Origin of the sequence: Nocardia aurantia, assembly GCF_009604425.1 — a bacterium.
In the GTDB taxonomy this organism is placed as follows: Bacteria; Actinomycetota; Actinomycetes; order Mycobacteriales; family Mycobacteriaceae; genus Nocardia; species Nocardia aurantia.
Window position 1 is genome coordinate 164,606 of the sequence record NZ_WEGI01000012.1, and the last position, 17,117, is coordinate 181,722.

General features: G+C 69.9%; 13 protein-coding genes and 1 pseudogene. 10 read left to right on the plus strand and 4 right to left on the minus strand.

The window, feature by feature from the left end; translation table 11 throughout:
• Window positions 1-47: 47 nt before the first annotated feature.
• Window positions 48-758 (minus strand): uracil-DNA glycosylase, encoded by a 711-nt coding sequence (locus NRB56_RS27030; protein ID WP_319943585.1) that lies wholly within the window; start codon window positions 756-758, stop codon window positions 48-50.
• 314 nt (window positions 759-1,072) lie between these two features.
• Between NRB56_RS27030 and NRB56_RS27035 the strand changes: the two genes are divergently transcribed.
• From NRB56_RS27035 to NRB56_RS27070, 8 genes are all read left to right on the plus strand, one after another.
• Window positions 1,073-1,516 carry a GyrI-like domain-containing protein gene (locus NRB56_RS27035; RefSeq protein ID WP_153347021.1) on the plus strand — a complete coding sequence of 148 codons (444 nt, stop codon included), beginning with the start codon at window positions 1,073-1,075 and terminating at the stop codon, window positions 1,514-1,516.
• Entirely contained in the window at window positions 1,513-1,977 is a 465-nt protein-coding gene (locus NRB56_RS27040) for an effector binding domain-containing protein (protein WP_153347023.1), read from the plus strand. Before NRB56_RS27035 ends, NRB56_RS27040 begins: the two co-directional genes overlap by 4 nt.
• 251 nt (window positions 1,978-2,228) lie before the next feature.
• Entirely contained in the window at window positions 2,229-2,969 is a 741-nt protein-coding gene (locus NRB56_RS27045) for a hypothetical protein (RefSeq protein WP_153347025.1), read from the plus strand.
• A 1-nt stretch (window position 2,970) separates the two neighbouring features.
• Window positions 2,971-5,109 (plus strand): Rv1355c family protein, encoded by a 2,139-nt coding sequence (locus NRB56_RS27050; protein WP_153347027.1) that lies wholly within the window; start codon window positions 2,971-2,973, stop codon window positions 5,107-5,109.
• Between the two features lie 43 nt (window positions 5,110-5,152).
• Window positions 5,153-6,985 carry a putative bifunctional diguanylate cyclase/phosphodiesterase gene (locus NRB56_RS27055; protein WP_319943586.1) on the plus strand — a complete coding sequence of 611 codons (1,833 nt, stop codon included), beginning with the start codon at window positions 5,153-5,155 and terminating at the stop codon, window positions 6,983-6,985.
• 94 nt (window positions 6,986-7,079) lie between these two features.
• Window positions 7,080-8,210 carry a glycosyltransferase gene (locus NRB56_RS27060; RefSeq protein ID WP_319943587.1) on the plus strand — a complete coding sequence of 377 codons (1,131 nt, stop codon included), beginning with the start codon at window positions 7,080-7,082 and terminating at the stop codon, window positions 8,208-8,210.
• Window positions 8,211-8,891: 681 nt separating this feature from the next.
• Window positions 8,892-9,755, plus strand: a complete 864-nt coding sequence (locus NRB56_RS27065) for an SDR family oxidoreductase (protein WP_319943588.1) — start codon at window positions 8,892-8,894, stop codon at window positions 9,753-9,755.
• 954 nt (window positions 9,756-10,709) lie between these two features.
• Window positions 10,710-11,012: a hypothetical protein gene (locus NRB56_RS27070; RefSeq protein ID WP_153347030.1), complete on the plus strand. Its 303-nt coding sequence runs from the start codon at window positions 10,710-10,712 to the stop codon at window positions 11,010-11,012.
• A gap of 431 nt (window positions 11,013-11,443) precedes the next feature.
• Here the strand turns inward: NRB56_RS27070 and rsmI are convergent, their stop codons facing one another.
• Window positions 11,444-12,304, minus strand: a complete 861-nt coding sequence (gene rsmI / locus NRB56_RS27075; protein WP_227838406.1) for a 16S rRNA (cytidine(1402)-2'-O)-methyltransferase — start codon at window positions 12,302-12,304, stop codon at window positions 11,444-11,446.
• Between the two features lie 435 nt (window positions 12,305-12,739).
• On the opposite strand from rsmI, the gene NRB56_RS27080 reads away from it, so the two are divergent.
• The gene (locus NRB56_RS27080) at window positions 12,740-14,326 is read left to right on the plus strand and encodes a dolichyl-phosphate-mannose--protein mannosyltransferase (protein ID WP_319943589.1); all 1,587 of its coding nucleotides are present in this window, start codon (window positions 12,740-12,742) and stop codon (window positions 14,324-14,326) included.
• Here NRB56_RS27080 and NRB56_RS27085 read toward each other — a convergent pair whose 3' ends face one another.
• Together NRB56_RS27085 and NRB56_RS27090 are read right to left on the minus strand one after the other, a co-directional pair.
• Window positions 14,327-14,689, minus strand: coding sequence for a GntR family transcriptional regulator (locus NRB56_RS27085; RefSeq protein ID WP_153347033.1), 363 nt, complete (start codon window positions 14,687-14,689; stop codon window positions 14,327-14,329). It lies immediately after the preceding gene.
• Window positions 14,690-14,693: 4 nt separating this feature from the next.
• Window positions 14,694-15,923 (minus strand): arginine deiminase, encoded by a 1,230-nt coding sequence (locus NRB56_RS27090; RefSeq protein WP_153347035.1) that lies wholly within the window; start codon window positions 15,921-15,923, stop codon window positions 14,694-14,696.
• 259 nt (window positions 15,924-16,182) lie between these two features.
• Here NRB56_RS27090 and soxR point away from each other — a divergent pair.
• Window positions 16,183-16,644: pseudogene (gene soxR, locus NRB56_RS27095) on the plus strand (redox-sensitive transcriptional activator SoxR); the annotation flags it as partial.
• Window positions 16,645-17,117 lie beyond the last annotated feature (473 nt).

A 17,117-nucleotide genomic window follows, 5' to 3' on the forward strand; every position in this document is an offset into this window, starting at 1 on the left:
GCTGGTGAACTGTAGCAGGTGGGTTGGGGAGACTCCGAATCGGCTGGTCAGGGGAGGCCTGCGGCGGCTTTGGCCCGGGTCAGGACCTGTTCGACCATGTGGGGGGTGAGGCGGCCGGTGAAGGTGTTCTGCTGGCTTACGTGGTAGCAGCCGAACAGCTCCAACGGGGTTTCCAGGGGAGCTACGGGCTCGAGGGTGTAGTGGGCGCCGTGGGTGAAGGTGGGGCGGGGGCGGGGGATGGTCCAGCCGGCGGCGGCTAGGACGGGGAGTAGGGCTTGCCAGCCGAAGGCGCCTAGGACGACTACCGATCGGAGGGTGGGGGTGAGGAGGTGTAGTTCGTCTACCAGCCAGTGGCGGCAGGTGTCGCGTTCGGTGGGGGTGGGTTTGTTGTCGGGTGGGGCGCAGTGGACGGGGGAGGTGATGCGGGTGCCGAATAATTGCAGGCCGTCGTCTATCGAGGTGGCGGTGGGGTGGTTGGCCAGGCCTACGGCGTGCAGGGCGGCGTAGAGGACTTCGCCGCTGCGGTCGCCGGTGAACATGCGGCCGGTGCGGTTGGCGCCGTGGGCGGCGGGGGCGAGGCCGACTATCAGGATGCGGGCGTCGGGTGGGCCGAAGCCGGGGACCGGGCGGCCCCAGTAGGTCTGGTCGCGGAAGGCGGCGCGCTTCTCGCGGGCCACCTGTTCGCGCCAGGCGACCAGGCGGGGGCAGGCGCGGCAATCGATCAGCGCCGCCTCCAGCTCGGCGAGGGTGCGGTGCACGGGAGAATTCGATCACAGGGGGAGCGGGAGGGGTGCTGGGAGGGTGCGCTTACGATGTCCGTTACAGGCGGTATTCAGTAGCTGTTTGTTCGCTGTGGTGTTCGGCTCGGTGGCGGGATGGCATCGGCACGTGCGACGTCGTGCGGTGCGGAGTGTGGTGTTCCGGGTGTGGGTCGGTGGGCGATCGACCTGGTGATTGTCGGTCATGCCGGTCGGCGCGGGTTGGTAGCATGACGGTTCCGGCCGGACGGCCGGCGGGCGAGGTGGCGACGCGTTGCGCGGAGCCGACACGATTCGTGCGAGAGAGTCCTTCCATGCAGTTCGAGATCATCGAGCGAGACGAGACATGGGTCGCCGGCCTGCCGGTGCGTAGCCCGAAGCGGCCGCTCGGGGAATTGCGGGATCGCGACCTGGAGGCGGCCTGGGCGGCGGTGCTGCATCAGGAGCTCGGCGGGCCGCTGGCGACCGCCTACACCGACTGGTCGGCTGATCTCAGCACGTACAACACGCAGATCGTGGGGTACGAATGTGCCTCGTTCGACTCGGTCACGCGGGGGCATATCGTGGCGCGGCTACCCAAGGGGACGTATGCGCGGTTCTCCTCGGTCGGGAACTTTCCCGAGATCATGACCGATCTGTGGACGCAGATCTCCTACGCCGAGGAGCATCGGCAGATCCGGCGGAGCTTCACCGGTGATTTCGAGTTCTATCCGCACGCCTACCGGATCGACCTGTATCTGGCGGTCGAGCCGCGATGACCTACTCCATCGTGGTGCGTTCGGAGGCCGTGTTCGGGGGGTTGGTGGTGCCGCGGGTGCGGCCCAGTTTCAAGGTCAGCAACGGGGAGTTGATCGAGTTCCTGCGGGATCGGCTGCGTGACCGGGGGGATACGGAGCTGGGCGACCAGGGTGATACCGCGGCGGGACGGCCGCTGTTCACCGTGTACGTGCCGGATCCGGCGGGCAACTACAACGTGCTGATCGGGTACGACTACGCGTCGTCGGACACCGTGCCGATCGGCGACGTACTGGCCCGGGTGCCCAAGGGGGTCTACGCCCGGTTCGAGCCCAACGGCGACTACCACGATCCGGTGGAGGACGTCTGGGCCCAGGTCGACGACGCCACCGCATCCGCCGAGATCACCCGGGCCTACCGCGAGGAAATCGAGATCTGGCGGGGTGTCTCCGAGGTGGAGTTGCTCATCTCCATTCTCATTTAGGTAGCCCCCCGGTAACCAAGCTGGAACCGACTGGTCTTAACATTCTGTCCTGTTGCGCGCTACCGCGCCGTGGTCTTGCTGAAATCTGCTCGCCTCGGCAAGGTTTCGGAATATTTGCCGGACATCTGGTCAACGCCAGCGGAATGGCGGATACTGCCTAGGCGACCCGCATACGAATCCGGCCCCCCGTGGCCGGTCGGCCGGGTCCGGGCGGGCATGTGCCCGCGTGAGTTACAGAGTAGGAAATCATTATGACTGTCGATACGATGGCGGTCGACCCGGCGGCTGACCCCGGTCCGGAGGCGAGCAGCTTCCGGGATGCCAAGTCGGGATGCATCTTTCACATCGCCACCGTCTCGTCCCGGCCCGACCTGTGGGCGGGCTATCTCGACGGTGCGCTGCGCGCCTATCGCCACTACGGGGTGGAGCGCGCGCTCGACATCGAACAGACTCGCGACGGCCTGACCACGTCGCTGTTCTGCACCGCGGTGGACCGCACCGGCGCGGTGGTCGCCGGAGTCCGGTTGCAGGGGCCGTATCTCGAGGTCGGCGAGGTCGATTCGCTGCGGCCGTGGGCCGATCAGCCCGGCGGCTCCTACCTGCGGCGAGTGGTCGCGGAGCGGATCCGGTCGGGCATGGTGGAGGCTCGCGGCGCCTGGGTGGCGCGCGACCATCCGGAGCGTGGCGCGCTGGCCGCGGCGGTTTCGCGTTGTATCGCGCACGGCCCGTTGCTGTTCGGCGTTCCGTACGGATTCTGCACGGTGGCGACGTTCACCGTGGAGCGGCATCGCTGTGCCGGTGGGGTGGCGATGTCCGAGGTGACCGCCGTCTCCTATCCCGACGATCGCTATCGCACGGTTCCCGTTCTGTGGGACGCGCAGTCCTACCGGTCCCACGCCACCGCGTCGCAGTACGCGCTGCTGCGCGCCGAATGGCGCGAGCTGGGGCTGGATCCGGGCGAACGGCACATCCAGCCCGGAGGTCGTTCCTGAGATGGCGACTCCACCCGACCGGTACGCGACGTACCGGCCCTCGATCCTGGACGAAACCGATCCCGCCGACGCGCGCACCCTCGCGGAGTTGCGCGCGCGCCCGGAAATCGAGGTCACCGACCTGCGGCCGCTGCTGCGTGCCGAACTCGCCCGGATCGCGGCGCGTTCGGGACATCCGATGGGTGCCGAGGCCGGCCGCTGGGTGTACTACCCGTGGCGGGAGCGGCTGGTCGGGCTGCTCGCGGCGCCCGACTTCCACGCGGTCCGGCTGGACCGCAACCGCAACAAGCTCACAGCGATCGAACAGCAACGGCTGCGGACGCTGTCGATCGGCGTCGTCGGGCAGAGCGTCGGTCACTCCGTCGCGTACGCGCTGGCGCTGGAAGGGGTTTGCGGGCGGTTACGCCTGGCGGATTTCGACACCATCGAATTGTCCAATCTGAATCGAATTCCGGCGACGGTCTTCGATATCGGTGTGAACAAGGCCGTGGTGACGGCCCGGCGAATTGCCGAACTCGATCCGTATCTGCCCGTGGAAATCTTCGAGGCCGGTGTGGACGCGTCCACCGTGGACGAGTTCGTGGGCGGATTGTCGATCCTCGTCGAGGAATGCGATTCGCTGGACATCAAGGTGCTGGTCCGGGAAAGCGCACGCCGCCACCGCATCCCGGTGCTGATGGACACCAGCGATCGCGGCCTGCTCGACATCGAGCGCTTCGACCTGGAACCGGACCGGCTGCCGCTGCACGGCCTGATGGGCGATGTCTCCGCGGCCGACCTGCGCGGGCTGTCCAGCCGGGACAAGGCGCCGTACGTGGTCCGCATCCTGGATCCGAAGGAGATCTCGGCCCGGATGGGCGCGAGCATGGCCGAGGTCGACCAGACCCTGCTCAGCTGGCCGCAACTGGGCAGCGAGGTGCTGGCCGGCAGCGGCAACGTCGTGCACGCCGTCCGGCGGATCGGGCTGGGCGGCAAACTGCCGTCGGGGCGGGTCCGCATCGATGTGGAGCGGCTGCTCGACGAGACGGCCGAACCGGCCCCACTCGATGCGGCGGAGGCGCCCGGCCTGCCCGCCGAACCCGATCCCGGCGATCCGGTGGGCCGGATCCTGGCCTGCGCGCAGCGCGCTCCGTCGGGCGGCAATGTGCAGCCGTGGACGATGAACGCGGATGCCGCCGAACTGACGGTGGCGCTCGACCCGGCGCACTCGGTGACGATGGACGTCGGATATCGCGGCAGTGCGGTGGCCGTCGGCGCCGCTCTCTACAACGCGCGGGTCGCGGCCGCCGCCCACGGGCTGCTCGGGCCGCACCGGCTGATCACCGACGCCGGGGCGCCGCTGACGGGGGTCCTGCGCTTCGGTGACGGCAGCGATCCGGAACTGGCCGCCGACTATCCAGGGGCGTTGTCCCGCGAGACCAACCGGCAGCCGGGCAACGGGGTGGAGCTGTCTCCGGCGCTGCTCGCCGAGCTGTCCGCCGCGGCGGAGGCGGAGGGCGGCCGGGTGCGCGCGGTCACCACCCGCGACGAGATCGCCGCTGTCGCGGAGTTGCTGGCCGAGTCGGATCGGATCCGCTATCTCACCCCGCATCTGCATCAGCAGATGTTCGCCGAACTGCGGTGGCCCGAGGAGGACCTGCACACCGGGATCGATGTCCGCAGCCTCGAATTGGCCCCCGACGAGCAGGCCGCGATGGAGCTCGGCAAACGTTCGGACATCATCGCCGAACTGCATTCCTGGAATGCCGGCGCGGCCCTCGGCGACTACACCCGGGACCGGATGGCGTCCTCCGCCGCGATCATCGCCGTGACCATGCCGACGCCCGGTCGCGATGATGATCTGCGGGCCTACGCACAGGCCGGGGCGGCGGTGCAGAGGTTGTGGATCGCGGCCGGGCGGCTGGGTCTGGCGGTACAGCCGATGTCGCCGGTGTTCCTGTACGCACGACGCCCCAGCGAACTGACCGCGATCTCGTCCGACTTCGCCGTTACACTGACCTCACTCCAGAGCGGTTTCAACGATCTACTGGGAGTGCCCGAGCATGAGACCATGGCATTGGTGCTTCGCCTGAGCTACGCGGCAGCAGCGGCTTCCGTCCGTAGTTTGCGGCGTCCGTGGTTGTGGCACCACAGCGGCTAGCGTGATCGGAGACAGAGTGCCTCGGCGTACGCTCGATTCACTGGTGACGGAGGTCGCCTCCGAGCTCATGGGAGTCGACGCCTCCACCATGGTCGCCGCGACCGAGCGGGTACTGGCCCTGCTGATCGAGTACTTCGACGTCGACTTCAGCTATCTCCGGCACACCGATCGGGACCGCCGGGCCACGGTTCTGGTCGCCGAATGGCCGCGCCGGGTCGAGGTGCCGGATCCGGACCCGTTGCAGACCATCTATTTCGAGGACGCCGATTCGGTCTTCAAGGCGCTGGAGCACGCCACCGAGCCGTTCCTGATCACCTCGGCCGACATCGACTATCAGGCGACGATCCGCCGGGCGACCGGCATTCCGAACGTCACCTCGGCGGCGGTGCCGCTGCTGTCGCGCGGTGAGTCCACCGGTGTGCTCGGTTTCATCAAGGCCGGCGACCGAGCCTGGAGCACCCGGGAGCTCAACGTCCTGAAGGCCATCGCGGCGCTGTTCGCGCAGTTGCAGGCGCGGGTGGTGGCCGAGGAGCGGCTGCGCTACATCGCCGATCACGACGATCTGACCGGCCTGGCGAACCGGCGCGCGCTGCTGAAGTACATGGAGGAGCGTCTGCAGGCCGGCAGTCCGGGCCCGGTTGCGGCCTTCTTCCTGGATCTGGACCGGCTGAAGGCGCTGAACGACTTCCTCGGCCACACCGCCGGCGACAACTTCATCCGCACCCTGTCCGCGCGGTTGCGCGAGCATCTCGATCCGGCGGACATGATCGCCCGGCTCGGTGGTGACGAATTCGTCATCGTGCCCGCCAAGCCGATGGACGCCGTCGCCGCCGAACTGGAGGCGACCCGGATGCAGCAGCTGATCGGCCGGCGGGTCACCGTCGGCGGCGAGTCGGTCAGCCGCGGCGCCAGTGTCGGCGTGGCGGTCGGCAGTCCGGGGGAGACGACCGTCGCCGACGTGCTGCGCCGCGCCGACCACGCGCTGCTGTCGGCGAAGTCCCGCGGCGGCAACGGCGTGGCGGTGTTCACCGACGCCATGCGCGCGGAGTTCGAACTCCAGGACGATGTGGAGTTGAACCTGCGCGGGGCGGTCGCCGACGGCTCCCTGGTATTGCACTACCAGCCCGAGGTCGACCTGCGGACCGGCCGGATCGTCGCGCTGGAGGCGCTCGTGCGCTGGCAGCACCCGACCCGCGGCCTACTACCCCCGGGGGCGTTCGTGCAGGTCGCGGAGGCCACCAATCTGGCCGGTGAACTCGGCCGCTGGGTGATCCGCACCGCGTGCGCGCAGTTCGCACAGTGGCGGCGGCACGGACTGGCCTCCAATGTGGTGATCCGGATCAACGTGTCGCCGGTGCAGCTGGTCAGCCTCGACTTCGTGGAGAACATCGAGGACATCCTGCGCCGGCACGACATCGACGGCAGCTCGGTGTGCCTGGAGATCACCGAGCACGTGGTCGTGCAGGATCTGGCCCGCACCAAGGTCACGCTGCGCGGGCTCAAGCGGATGGGGGTGCAGATCGCCATCGACGATTTCGGCACCGGCTACTCCTCGCTGTCGCATCTGAAGGCGTTGCCGGTGGACGCGGTGAAGATCGATCGCGGTTTCGTGCAGCGCCTGGGCGCCAATCCGGACGATCTCGCCATTGTGAAATCCATTGTGGGACTTGCCGGTTCGTTCGGGCTCGGGGTGGTCGGCGAGGGGGTGGAGACCGCGGTCGCCGCCCGCACGCTCGTCGGCCTGGGCTGTTACCGAGCGCAGGGCTTCCTGATCGCCCGGCCGCTGCCCGCCGACGAGGTGGAGGCGCATCTGGCCGCCGGCCGCATTCCGCTCGACCTGGAACTGCCCGGCATGTCCCGGGCCCCGAAGGTCTGACGCCCGCTCGCGAACCTTCTGGTCGGTGAGCTTTCCACGGGAATTCACGTCCCGTTGACCCGCCGGGTTCGGTGGCCTTGCACCATTCGTGCGTGTGCGCATCGTGCAGCTCGCGAATTTCTACGGTCCGCGTTCGGGCGGACTTCGCACCGCGCTGCATCATCTCGGCTCCGGTTACGCCGCGGCCGGGCATGAGGTGGTGCTGATCGTTCCGGGCGCCAAGCGTTCGGAACAGGTGCTCGACACCGGGGTGCTGCGGATCACCGTGCCGGCGATCGGCATTCCCGGGACCGGCGGATATCGGGCCGCGAATCCCCGCCGGGTGGCGGACGTCCTCGCCGGGCTGCGGCCCGACGCGCTGGAGGTCTCGGACCGGTTGACGCTGCGGGGTTTCGGACGGTGGGCCCGGCGGCGGGACGTGACCGGGCTGATGATCTCGCACGAGCGGCTCGACCGGCTGCTGGGCCAGGTGCTGCCCGGTCCGCTGGCCCGCCGCGCCGCCGACGCCGCCAATCGCCGGACCGCGCAGGACTACGACATCGTGGTCTGTACCACCGAATTCGCGCGGGAGGAGTTCCAGCGTATCGACGCGCCGAACGCGGCGCTGGTGCCGCTGGGCGTGGACCTCGACATGTTCAACCCGCACCGCCGCGACGGCTCGCTGCGCGCCGAACTCGGCGGCACCGATCATCCACTGCTGGTGCACTGTGGCCGGCTGTCGGTGGAGAAGCGGGTCGATCGCAGCATCGAGGCCCTGGACACGCTGCACCGCGAGGGCACCGACGCGCGCCTGATCGTGGTCGGCGACGGGCCGCGCCGCGAATCGCTGCAGCGCCGGGCCCGGTCGCTGACCCCGTTGCCGGACGGGCGACCGGCCGTGCACTTCACCGGGTTCGTCGCGGATCGGACGGCACTGGCGACGCTGCTGGCCAGTGCGGACGTCTCGCTGGCGCCGGGCCCGCACGAGACCTTCGGGCTGGCGGCACTGGAGGCGCTGGCCGCCGGCACCCCGGTGGTGGCCAGCCGGTCGTCGGCGCTGGCGGACATGGTGACGGCCGACTGCGGCGCGGTGGCCGACAACGATCCCGCCTCGTTCGCGCACGCGGTGAACGAGGTGCTGGCCCTGCACCCGGACCGGCGACGGCATGCCGCGCGCAGCCGCGCCGAGCAGTTCCCGTGGCCGACCGCGGTCGCCCGGATGCTGGCGGTGCTCGGGCGCGGGTGATCCGTGCCGCCCGAGGTGTGTCGGGGTGCCGCGAGGGGGTGGTCCGTAGCGCCCCGGGCATGGGGCGTCGGGGCGCCGCGACGGTGTGGTCCGAGGTGCGGGGCGTGGTGTCGGGTCGCCGTGAGTGGGGTGGTCCGTGGCGGCGGGTCTGGGTTGTCGGGCCGCCGTGAGCGGTTGGTCCGAGGTGCCGGCCTGTGTTGTCGGGCCGCCGTGAGGGGTGGTCCGGGATGCCGGGCATGGGTGTCGGCCGCCGCGACGGGGTGGTCCGGGGTGCCGGGCATGGTGTGTCGGGCGCCTTGAGCAGGGTGGTCTGTGGCGGCGGGCCTGGGGTGTCGGGTCGCCGTGAGGGGGGGGTCCGAAGTGCCGGGCTTGGGGTGTCGGGTCGCCGTGAGTGGGGTGGTTCGTGCCGCTCGGCGTGTGTGTCGGCCGCCGCGATCGGGTGGGTCGGTGGTGGCCGGTGCTGGTCCGTCGTGGCCGGCGCCATCGGAGCGGCTGTTCCGCCGTGCTCTGCCACAAGCGGGCTGAACGGATCGGAATTCGGCGGCGCGAGCAGCGGGTGCAACTGCGCCGCCTTCGGGCCGCGCGGGCTGTTCAAGCCGTATGCTCCTGGGCAGTAGTGGAAATTCCGCCGGCATCGGGCAGGGCAGAGGTCCCGGTGCCGCCACGACCCCCGAGGAACGCGTGCGTGATCGCTTGAAATCCGTCAGCGGCAAGAAGACTCTCGTCACCGGTGCGGCCAGCGGGATAGGGCGGGCCACCGCCCTCGCCGCCGCTCGGCTCGGCGCGGAACTCGTGCTCACCGACATCGATGCCGCGGGTCTGGCCGGCACCGTCGAATCGATCGAGCGAGCGGGCGGCAAGGTACTCGCCGAACGCACCCTCGACATCACCGATTACGACGCGGTGACCGCGTTCGCCGAGGACGTCCACGACCGGCACGGCAGCCTCGACGTGGTGATGAACATCGCCGGGGTATCGGCCTGGGGCACGGTCGAGCATCTCGAGCACCGGCACTGGCGGCAGATGGTCGACGTGAACCTCATGGGCCCGATCCACGTGATCGAGAACTTCGTGCCGCCGATGACCCGGGCCGGACGCGGCGGCGCGCTGGTCAACGTGTCCTCGGCCGCCGGTCTGCTGGCGCTGCCCTGGCACGCCGCCTACAGCGCCAGCAAGTTCGGCCTGCGCGGGGTGTCCGAGGTGCTGCGCTTCGACCTGGCCCGGCACGGCATCACCGTGCACCTGGTGGTGCCCGGCGCGGTGAACACCCATCTGGTGCAGACCGTCGAGATCGCCGGCGTCGACCGCGAGGACCCTCGGGTGCAGCGCTGGGTCCGCCGGTTCCAGGAACGCGCCGCCCCGCCGGAGCACGTCGCGGACCTGATCCTGCGCGGGATCGAGCGCAACCGCTTCATGATTCACACCTCGTTCGAGGTCCGGTTCGGCTACTGGGTGTCGCGCAAATTCGCGCTCCCGTACGAGTTCGCGATGCGCAAGGCCAACGACCGCTTCTACTACGGCCTGGGCGACGGCCGCCGGCGCTGAGCCGGGTGGCGCGCCGCGCCTCACGGCCGGTCCGGGCCTTTGTCGAGCGAAAAAGGTTGGGGCGGAACGCTGTTCGTGCCATCGTGGTCACCCGATCGGTACCCACCGATTTCGTGATCACGATGCCACCTTCTTCGTATTGCGCTGGTACTAACCGCAACTCGTCGCCGCCGGCCACACCACCGCCGCCGACCGCACCACCACCACCGCCGACCGCACCATCGCCCGGCGTGCCTTCTACTCGCTCGAGTCGGATCTCCGTGCGCTGGAACGCATCATGAATCCCCATTCACAGCTCTGACCACCGAGATACCGGCGGCTGCGGCGCACGAGCCGGCGCAGTCCGGGCGACGGTCCTCTGCGCATGCCGGTCCGCGGTCACGGATCAGACGGTGACCGATGTCGCCGGCCGGGCCGGGGGACTGGCTGCGGTTACGGATCAGGCGGTGACCGATGTTTCCGGCCGGGTCGGCGGGACCGGCTGCGGTTACGGATCAGGCGGTGACCGATGTTTCCGGCCGGGTCGGCGGGACCGGCTGGGGTCACGGATCAGGCGGTGACCGATGTTTCCGGCCGGGCCGGGGGGACCGGCTGCGGTCACGGATCAGGCGGTGACCGCGGACCGATGTCGCTGGCCGGGCCGGCGGGCTCCGAATTGCGCTGGGACCGGCCACTTGTCGCGCTCGCGTGCACGGGCTACACGCGGTGCACGTCGTCGGCCCCTGAGATTACAGTCGGCCAGTCGGCCAGTCGGCCAGTCGGCCAGTCGGTATCGGCGGCGCGTGGCCGATCGGCCTGGGTAGCAGCATCATTGGAGCGAATCGAGGGAGGGCGTGGCGGACGGCCGGCCGAAAGAGGTCGGGCGACGCGGTGCGGGTCGCGGCGGCGGGCGCGTCACCCGCGGCGCGTAAGGTCGGGTCGGCTCGATTCGATCATGTGCGGGAGGTATTTCAGATGGCTCGGATTCCCACGTCGCTGCTGGTCGCCAGTGGACTCACCGGGGGTTTCGCGCTCGCTCAGGCGACGAAGAAGCGGCAGCTCGGTGGGCTGGTGTTCATCGCGGCGGTCGGGGCGGCAGTGCCGCGCTGGCGGAAGGTGGCCGGGGTCGGCGGCGCGGTGGCGCTGACCGGATTGTCGGCCGGTGCGATGGGGGCGTCGCACCCACTGGCCAAGAAAATTGGCGCCTGGCCGTCGGTTGCCGCCGTGTCCGCTGCTGCGGCCGCCGCGTCCTGGGCCTTGGTGGACCGCCGGTCCTGACCGTGACGGCGCGGGCGGACCATGTTTCGGCGGTCCGGGATCGCCGATCCGCTCGGTACCGGCCCCGAGTCCGACGTGGTGTTTCGGCGGTCCGGGATCGCCGATCCGCTCGGTACCGGCCCGGGTCCGATGCGGTCGATCGAGGGCACCGCCAGCCGATGCGAGGTTCACCAGGGCGATCGGCGACGCGCCGCCGAGGCCGAGTGGCCCTCGGAATTCGCCGATCGAGCAGCCGGCGTTCGGCTGTGGCGGGGGTACTCGGCGCCGCGGCGCCATCGCGATGACCGGTGCGCGGGTGCGCTCGAGGTGGTGACATCGCCGGCCGGCTCGCCGCGATCTCCAGCGGCGCGGTGACCGACTGTGCCGCAAAGGGTTTCAGTTCGAACAGTTCCCGCGGCGCCTCCGCGTGACTGCCGCCGCCAGGAGTCCGACTAGTCGGTGCGGGCGGCGAGGACGGCGTCGTAGAGTTCGCGGCGGGAGGCGCCGGTGCCGGCGGCGACCTGTGCGCAGGCGTCCTTGAGGCGGATGCCGGTGGCGACCAGGGTTTCCACCTCGCCGACGAGGTCGGCGGGGTCGGCCGCGACCGGTTCGGCGCCGGCCAGGACCACGGTGATCTCGCCCCGGACGCCGGCGACGGCCCATTCCGCCAGTTCGGCGAGGGTGCCGCGGACGACCTCCTCGTAGGTCTTGGTGAGTTCGCGGCAGACGGCGGCGCGGCGGTCGCCGCCGAGGACGTCGGCGGCGTCGGCCAGGCAGTCGGCGAGGCGGTGCGGGGCCTCGAAGAAGACGACCGCGCGGGGTTCGGTGCTCAGCGTGCGCAGCCATTCCCGGCGCTGGCCGGATTTGCGCGGGGCGAAACCGTCGAAGCAGAACCGTTCCATCGGCAGGCCGGACAGGGCCAGCGCGGTGGTCACCGCCGAGGGGCCGGGCAGGCAGGTGACCGGGAGACCGTGTGCTACACAGGCGGCGACCAGCCGGTAGCCGGGATCGCTGACCGACGGCATTCCGGCGTCGGTGACCAGCAGGACCGTTCGGCCGCCTTCGATCTCCTCCAGCAGGTGCGGGATCCGGGCGGCCTCCACATGGTCGTAGAAGCTCACGACCCGGCCGGTGATGGTGACGTCCAGGGCCTTGGCCAGGGACCGGGTGCGGCGGGTGTCCTCGGCGGCGACGACATCGGCCGTGGCCAGAGTGGCCCGTAGGCGCTGCGACGCGTCACCCACGTCGCCCATCGGTGTCGCCGCCAGCACCAGCCGGCCACCGTGACTGCTGCCCGGCCGCGGAGGTACCAGCGGGGGTTCCGCGTCGGGATGTTCTCCGGTCGCGTCCGGCACCTGATCGCCGAGGCCGAGCTCGCCGGATACGAACACGTGGTCGCTACCGTCATGCTCCGCTGCCTGCGGACGTCGAGTTGTCACAACTTGAACATACGTGTGCGGACGAACGCTCCGGACGATTGCGCTCCGCCGTCCGCTCGGCCCCTCGGCCACTCGCTTCGCTCTGGTCATCATGATTGCCATCGGTACGGCTGGTTCCGTCGTCGATCGGCCGCCGGCGCACGTCGCCGGATTCGGGTGGATGCCGTGATCTCGGCACCACCCGCACAGTGGCCCGCCCCGGCGCGCGGTGTCGTGCCGAACATCCGGCCGACCGCACGGTATCGACGGCCGCTGGTCTTTGTCGTCTCGATACGAACTGTCGTGTTGTCACGACATACCATCGGGGGCGTGACCCAGCTGACCGACGTTCGGCCGCCGATCGGTGCGGGCCCGGCCTTGTCCAGTCCGGCGCCGCTGCGCCCCACCCTCGACTTCGGGCCGCACGATCGGATGCGGGGCTGGCTGGTCACCATATTCCTGACCGTGATCGCGGCGGTTACCCGGTTCACCAATCTGAACTATCCGACCGACGCCGAAACCCCGGTCTTCGACGAGAAGCACTACGCGCCGCAGGCCTGGCAGCTGCTGCACGGCGGTGGGGTGGAGGACAACCCGGCGTACGGGCTGATCGTGCACCCGCCGGTGGGCAAGCAGATGATCGCCATCGGCGAGGCGATGTTCGGCTACGGACCGACGGGCTGGCGGTTCACCGCCGCGCTGTCCGGCTGCCTGATCATCGCGCTGGTCATCCGGATCACCCGCCGGATGACCCGGTCCACGCTGCTCGGCGGCGCCGCGGGCATCCTGCTGATCGCCGACGGCACGACCTTCGTCTCGTCCCGGATCGGGATGCTCGACATCTTCCAGGCGCTGTTCGTCCTGGGCGCGTTCGGCTGCCTGATCGTCGACCGCGACGAGGTGCTGGGGCGGATGGCCCGGGTGTACGCGGAGGGGCGCAGCACGCTCAGCCCGTACGGCCCCCGGCTCGGGGTGCGCTGGTGGCGGTTCGGCGCCGGATTGCTGCTCGGGCTCTCCTGCGGGACCAAATGGTCCGGGATGTACTTCATCGCGTTCTTCGGGCTGATGTCGGTGGCGTTCGATGTCGCCGCGCGGCGGCGGTACCGGGTGCCGCAGCCGTGGGCGGGGACGTTGGTCCGCGATGTCGGGCCGGCGCTGTACGCGCTGGTCGCGATTCCGCTGCTGGTGTATTTGGCGACCTACGCGGGCTGGTACGCGAGCGAGGACGGCTACGACCGGTATTCGGTGGGCAATGCGGTCGGGGTCGGCGGCACCTGGTCCTGGGTGCCCGACGCGCTGCGCTCGCTGTGGCACAACCAGGGCGAATCGCTGAAATTCCATGAGGGCCTGACCAATTCGGCCGGCAACCATCATCCGTGGGAGTCCAAGCCCTGGTCGTGGCCGATGAGCCTGCGGCCGATGCTGTACTACTACGCCGACACCGGTTCCACCGGCTGCGGCAAGCAGGTGTGCGTCAAGGCGGTCATGCTGATCGGCACGCCGGCGATCTGGTGGCTGTCGCTGCCCATGCTGGCGTGGGGAATCTGGCGGATCGCGACCCGCCGGGACTGGCGGTACGCCGCGATGCTGGTCGGCTACGGCGCCGGACTGCTGCCGTGGTTCCTGACCCTCGACCGGCAGATGTACTACTTCTACGCGGTACCGATGGCGCCGTTCCTGGTGATGGGGCTCGCGCTGGTGCTCGGCGACATCCTCGGCCCGGCCCCGATCCTGCGCATACCCGGCGGGCATCGCTTCCTGGTGGCCAGCGAGCGGCAGAGTCTCGGCTTGCTGCTGGTGTGCCTGTATCTCGCGCTGGTGATCGCGAACTTCATCTGGCTGTGGCCGATCCTCACGGCCCTGCCGATCACCACCGACAGCTGGCACGACCATCTGTGGTTGCCCAGCTGGCGGTGACTACTCCCGCAGGGCGAGCCGCAGATAGTCGATCGCGGCCTCGTCGTCGAGGCCCAGGCGCCGGATCACGGCCACGTATTCGGTGGCCGCCCGGCCGGCGGCATCGCGGGTCGGGTCGCCGGTGGAGGCGATGAAGGAACCGAGCCGGCCGCGGGTCTCCAGCACCCCGTCCTGCTCCAGCTCGCGATAGGCGCGCGCGACGGTGTTGGGCGCCAGCCCGAGTTGTGCCGCCAGCCCGCGCACGGTGGGGATCTTGGTGCCGGCGGTCAGCTCGCCGGAGCGGACCCGGGCCATGATGCCCTGCCGCAGCTGTTCGTACGGCGGAACCGCCGCGTTGTTGTGGTCGACCGGAATATCCAGCATCACCTCATACCTCGTCGCGCAGCAACGGACAGGACAGGCAGCGCGGGCCGCCCCGGCCGGAGCCGAGTTCGGAGCCGGGGATCGTCAGTACCTCGATACCCGCATCGGACAGGCGCGCGTTCGTGTTCTCGTTGCGTTCGTAGGCAACGACCACGCCCGGCGCCAGCGCCAGGGTGTTGTTGCCGTCGTCCCACTGCTCTCGTTCGGCGGTGACATGATCGCGACCGGTGTCGAACACCCGGAGCCGGTCGATGCCCATCGCCTGCGCCGCGGCCGGCAGAAACGGGTCCGGCCCACGCATACCGACCGTACCGTCCTCCTCTGTGCGGATCGTGAAGGCGTGCAGCGAGTCCTGCGCTGCCGGGTACATGACCACCGCGTCGGTATCCACCATGGTGCACACCGTGTCCAGATGCATGGTCGCGCGGCTCTGGGCGATGGGGACGACCAGGACGGTGTGGGCGAGATTGTCCTCGAAGAGACTGCGGGCCAGCGCCTCGGCACCGGCCGGTGAGGTGCGTTCGCCGACCCCGACGGCCACCACGCCGGGGGCGAGCAGCAGCACGTCACCGCCCTCCATCGGGGCGGTGTGCGATTCGTAGGCCCGCCGCACACCGAGGAAGCGCGGGTGGAACGCGTAGACGAGGTCGGTCAGCGAGGTCTCGCGGGCCCGCGCGGGCAGCGCCAGCGAGGTGATCGCGACCTTCGGGCCGACCCAGAACGAGGAGTCGCGGGTGAACAGCAGATTCGGCAGCGGATCGATGACGAAATCGGTGCCGTGGTGCATCCGCCGCACGAGCGAGGCGGCGTCGGAGCCGAACGGCAGTTCGTCGAAGGTCATGCCGGCCATGAGGATTCCGGCCAGCGCGGGCGCCGGGACGCCGCGCAGGTGGGCCTTCAGATCGTTGGCCAGCGAATGGCCGATGCGCCGCGCGTCGACCGCGGCCGTGATGCCCATGCTGCGCCCGGCGCCGCTGGCCGCGAGGGTCTCCACCAGCAGATCCGCCAGCAGCAGGACCTCCACGCCGCGGCCGCGCAGCACCTCGGCGAAGATGTCGTGCTCCTGCTGGGCCCGCTCCACCCAGGGGATGGCGTCGAACAGCAGTTGATCGTTGTTGCGCGGGGTGAGCCGCCGCAGTTCGTCCCCGGGCCGGTGCAACAGAACGGTCCGCAGCGTACCGACCTCGGATGTCACGGAAAACGGTCGCGCCGGCGGCACAGCCTTCGTTCCCATGAACCCGACCGTACTGGCACGAAGCCGCATTGGCACGAAATTCGCTGGGTGCGGGAACCACACACGGTTCCCGCACGTTGTTCGTTGTGACAACCGCTGATACCCGGATACGCACCGGCTTGTCGAATGTCACAGCTTGTCCGAAACGCCCGGCCGACCGGCGAACCTCGAGTAATATTGAGGTTATGTCCAGAGCTCGGAACCGGATACGCGGGATGGCGGCACACCGCCGCGAACCCCGCCGGACGGGGACGAGCCGATGACACCCCCACAACCGTGGCAGGCGAAGGAACTCACCCCCGGGCAGCTGTCCGAGCGCAGCGGGGTCGCCGTCTCCGCCCTGCACTTCTACGAGCGCGAGGGCCTCATCACCAGCCGCCGCACCAGCGGTAATCAGCGACGATACGCCCGGGAGACGTTGCGGCGGGTGGCCTTCATCCGAATCTCGCAGCGAGTGGGGATTCCGCTCGCGGAGATCCGCAAGGCGCTGGAGACCCTGCCGGAGGGCCGCACCCCCAACCGCAAGGACTGGGAACGCCTGTCCACCACCTGGCAAGAGGATCTGGACCAGCGCATCGAACAGCTGATCCGCCTGCGCGACAGCCTCACCGGCTGCATCGGCTGCGGCTGCCTCTCCCTCGGCAGCTGCCGACTGGTGAACCCCCACGACCACCTAGGCGACGAGGGCCCCGGCGCCCGAGTGCTCGACGTGAACATCAACTGCGCGAAGCCGTCCGGCTGTGAACCGCACGAGAACGAGCAGCCGCCCTACCCCCTCGCCGACCCCGAACCGAAGCCCTGCACACCCGACCACGCAGCCGACCAGTGCCGCGCAGACCCACTCCCCACCGCCGGCTCGCGCCCATAAAAGCGCACCAACCCGAACCCGGTCACCCTTCCGCGGCCGTACATACCCCGTCCCGTGACCCGGCCATAACTCCGCAGCCGTACGTACCCCACTCCCCGCGACCCCGTCCCCATTTCCGCAGCCGCCCGTACCCCTGTTCCCCGGGACCCGGTCACCATTTCCGCAGCCGTGTATACCCCGGTTCCCCGGGACCCGGTCACCATTTCCGCAGCCGTGTATACCCCGGTTCCCCGGGACCCGGTCACCATTTCCGCAGTCGTGTGTACTCCACTCCCCAGGACCCGGTCACCATTTCCGCAGCCGTAACCCCGTCCCCCTGAATACGG